We start from the raw sequence: 3,632 nt of genomic DNA, 5'->3' as shown, positions 1-3,632 counted from the left end.
TGGCGAAGGTGCCGCGCATCATCACTTCGTGGTGGCCACGGCGCGCGCCATAGCTGTTGAAGTCCGCCTTCGAGACCTGGTGCTCCAGCAGCCACTGGCCGGCGGGGCTATCGGCCTTGATGTTGCCGGCGGGGCTGATGTGGTCGGTGGTGATCGAATCGCCGAGCACCAGCAGCGGCTTGGCCTCGATGATGTCCTGCACCGGAGCCGGCGTCATCGACATGCCCTCAAAGTAGGGCGGGTTGGCGACATAGGTCGAACCGGCGCGCCACTGGTAGGTTTCCGAACCCGTGACGTTGATCGCCTGCCAGTGCTTGTCGCCCTTGTAGACGTCGGCGTAGCGGGCCTGGAACATGGCGCGGTCCATGCAGCCGGCCATCGTCGAATAGACTTCCTCGTTGGTCGGCCAGATGTCCTTGAGGAACACGTCCTGCCCGTCCTTGCCGGTGCCGATCGGGGTGGTGACGAAGTCCTCGATCACCGTGCCCTTCAGCGCATAGGCCACGACCAGCGGTGGCGAGGCGAGGAAGTTGGCGCGCACGTCGGGGCTGACGCGGCCCTCGAAGTTGCGGTTGCCCGAGATCACCGCGCTGGCGACGAGGCCGTTCTCGTTGATCGCCTTGCTGATCGGATCGGCCAGCGGGCCGGAGTTGCCGATGCAGGTGGTGCAACCATAGCCGACGAGGTTGAAGCCGACGTTGTCGAGGTGCGGCTGCAGCCCGGCGCGTTCGAGGTAGTCGGTGACGACCTGCGATCCGGGGGCGAGGCTGGTCTTGACCCACGGCTTCGGCTTGAGGCCCAGCTCGTCGGCCTTCTTGGCGACGAGACCGGCGGCCACCAGCACGCCCGGGTTCGAGGTGTTGGTGCAGCTTGTGATCGCGGCGATCACCACGTCGCCGTCACCCAGATCGAAGTCCTTGCCTTCGACCGGCACGCGCGCGTGGGCCTTCTTGTAGGTTTCGGCCATGTCCTTGTTGAACACGTCGTCCACGTCGGGCAGCGAAACGCGGTCCTGCGGGCGCTTGGGGCCGGCGAGCGAAGGCACGACGGTCGACAGGTCGAGTTCGAGCGTCGAGGAGAAGATCGGCTCCACCGACGGATCGATCCAGAAGCCCTGCTCCTTGGCATAGGCTTCGATCAGCGCGATCTGCGCTTCCTCGCGGCCGGTCAGGCGCAGGTAGTCCAGCGTCTTTTCGTCGATGCCGAAGAAGCCGCAGGTCGCGCCGTATTCTGGCGCCATGTTGGCCAGCGTGGCGCGATCGGCCAGCGTCAGGCCGGCAAGGCCCGGACCGTAGTATTCGACGAAACGGCCGACCACGCCATGCTTGCGCAGCATGTTGGTGGCGGTCAGCACCAGGTCGGTGGCGGTCACGCCTTCCTGCAACTGGCCGGTGAACTTGAAACCGACCACTTCGGGAATGAGCATGGAAACCGGCTGACCCAGCATCGCCGCTTCGGCCTCGATGCCGCCGACGCCCCAGCCCAGCACGCCCAGGCCGTTGATCATCGTGGTGTGGCTGTCGGTGCCGACGCAGGTGTCGGGATAGGCCACCGTCGCGCCGTTCTGGTCGGTGCTGGTCCACACCGTCTGCGCGATGTTCTCGAGGTTGACCTGATGGCAGATGCCGGTGCCCGGGGGCACGGCGTAGAAGTTGTTGAGCGACTTGGAACCCCACTTGAGGAAGTCATAGCGTTCCATGTTGCGGTGATATTCGATCTCGACGTTCTCCTCGAACGCCTTGGGGTGGCCGAATTCGTCGACCATGACCGAGTGGTCGATCACCAGGTTGACCGGCACCAGCGGGTTGATCTTGCTGGTGTCGCCGCCCAGCGTAGCGATCGCGTCGCGCATCGCGGCAAGGTCAACCACGCAGGGCACGCCGGTGAAATCCTGCAGCAGCACGCGCGCCGGGCGGTACTGGATCTCGTTCGACGATTCGCTGGGGTTCTTCTGCCAGTCCACCACCGCCTTCACGTCGTCGGTGGAAACGGTGAAGCCGCCGTCCTCGAAGCGCAGCAGGTTTTCCAGCAGCACCTTCATCGAGAAGGGCAGGCGGGAAATGTCCCCGAACTTCGCCGCTGCCTTGCGGAGCGAATAGTAGGCATAGTCCTTGCCGCCCACGCTCAGCGTGCTGCGGGTTCCGAGCGTATCCTGTCCGACCTGGGTCATGGCTAAGTGTCGTACCTCCTGCCGTTGGCCAAGAGCCATCCATCGGGGCATTCCCGCGACGACGCGATCGTTGCATAATCGGCGCGAAAGTGCGGTTCCGGATGACCCGAAATCGAGTGCGCGATGCGCGCTAACCGCCGCGCCGTCAAGGGTAGCCAAGGTCTAATTCGGCCAAAGCCCAGCATTACATCGGCTAATGCTTCGCAACAGCAATTCAGATCGGAACGAAGCGGGATCAAGCCGCTGGTTCCGGCACTTTCCCGGCGCTCGCCGCATTCGCCTTCCCGGCCCGCACGGCGATCAGGCAGCCCGCCACGATCAGGGCGACGCCTGCGAGCGTGCGCAGCGTCAGCGCTTCGCCGAACATCAGCCAGCCGACGATCGCCGCCCAAATGAACGCGGTATATTCCAGCGGCACCAGCACCCGCGTTTCGGCGCGGGCATAAGCCCACGTCATCAGCATCAGCGAGGCGGCGGACAACGCCGCCGAGGTCACGATCCAGCCCAGCGCGGCCGGCGTCGGCGCCGGAGCCACCCACAACAGGCCGGGCAAGAGCACCAGCGCGGTTACCGCGTTCTGGAAGAAGGCCACCTCTTCCGGCCCAGCTAACAGCGCCTGGCGCCGCTGCAGCACGAGATTCCAGGCGTAGAGCACGGCGGAAACAAGGATGGCGCAAAGCCCTTTCACCCCTTCGGCGGAATAATGCCCACCAAGCTTGCCCGCCACGATCACACCCACGCCCATCAGCGCCAGCAGCGATCCGCCCACCGCGCGCCGCCCCACGGGCTCGCCCAGCCAAATGGCGGCGAGATAGAGCGCGATCAGCGGCGCGATGAACGACAGCGCGATGCCTTCGGCCAGCGGTGTGCGCACCACTCCGTAGAAGAACAGGACCGCCATCACGCCCGCGACCACCGCGCGCAGCGCATGAAGCCGTATCGTGGACGCCGCCGGCCAGCGTCCACGCCGGCCAAGCCAGACCGGCAGCATCAGCGCCGTTCCCGCCACGCTGCGCAAGGCCATCGCCGCATAGGCGCCGACAAGAATCGACGCCTCCTTCATGAAGCCGTCCATCACGCTGAACGTGGCAAGCCCCGTCAGCGCGATCAGGATGGGAACGGCATGTGCGTGGCGGGCCATGCCCCAGGCTCCTAGGGATTCCGGCGCCGAATGGAAACGCCATTCGGTATTCGGTCGCCTGCCCGACGGCCAGCGTTTCCGGAACCAAGCGGCAGGTGAATGATTCAGGCTATGGTCAGACGCCGGGCTTGATGGAAGGGCCAAGTGCGGTGCATGAAACATCCAAGGCCACGTCGGCATCCCGGCGGCGGCATCACCCGACGAAAGACAGGGGCTTGTACAGAATGCGTGCAAAGGGTCGGCCGATGGCTCGAACGATGATTTCCGGAACGCTGGCGGTCGCGCTGCTGGCGCAAGCCGGCGTGGCCTCCGCCGCGCAGA

2 protein-coding genes are annotated in these 3,632 nt (G+C 65.4%); both read right to left on the bottom strand.

What is annotated here, in order from left to right:
- A partial coding sequence (acnA, locus tag B3547_RS17365) for an aconitate hydratase AcnA (RefSeq protein WP_292965152.1) occupies positions 1–2,170 on the bottom strand: 2,170 nt, incomplete at its 3' end.
- A 235-nt stretch (positions 2,171–2,405) separates the two neighbouring features.
- A complete protein-coding gene (locus B3547_RS17360) occupies positions 2,406–3,311 on the bottom strand; it encodes a DMT family transporter (RefSeq protein ID WP_292965149.1) in 906 nt (301 codons plus the stop codon).
- Positions 3,312–3,632: the final 321 nt, after the last annotated feature.

The organism is Novosphingobium sp. UBA1939 (assembly GCF_002336885.1).
In the GTDB taxonomy this organism is placed as follows: Bacteria; Pseudomonadota; Alphaproteobacteria; order Sphingomonadales; family Sphingomonadaceae; genus Novosphingobium.
This window is presented reverse-complemented; position numbering and strand designations above follow the sequence as displayed.

Coding starts and splice junctions, on each gene's coding strand:
- B3547_RS17360 (WP_292965149.1), bottom strand. CDS start 3,311: ATGGCCCGCCACGCACATGCCGTTCCCATCCTGATCGCGCTGACGGGG.